The 255-nt window shown below is 76.1% G+C and carries 1 protein-coding gene; it reads left to right on the top strand.

Annotated elements, in window-relative coordinates; all coding sequences use genetic code 11:
- Positions 1 to 14: 14 nt before the first annotated feature.
- Positions 15 to 255, top strand: a 241-nt coding sequence (locus M3185_RS17015; protein ID WP_251334850.1) for a HesA/MoeB/ThiF family protein, incomplete at its 3' end; no start/stop codon positions are given.

Genomic DNA, 255 nt, shown 5'->3' with positions numbered 1-255 from the left:
TCACCGACGCGGAGCTGCGCCGCTACGCCCGCCACCTGAGCGTGCCCGAGATCGGGGAGGTGGGCCAGCGCCGGCTGAAGAACGCCCGGGTGCTGTGCGTGGGCGCCGGCGGGCTGGGCTCCCCAGCGCTGCTCTCCCTGGCCGCCGCCGGGGTCGGGACCCTCGGGATCGTCGACGACGACTGGGTGGAGGTCTCCATCCTCCCGCGCCAGGTGGCGCACGGGCACACCACCGTGGGGGCGGCCAAGACGGCCT

It is taken from the genome of Kocuria rosea, assembly GCF_023715525.1.
Taxonomy (GTDB): domain Bacteria; phylum Actinomycetota; class Actinomycetes; order Actinomycetales; family Micrococcaceae; genus Kocuria; species Kocuria rosea_A.
Note: the sequence above shows the minus strand (reverse complement) of the source record. Positions and strands in the feature narration are given on the sequence as shown.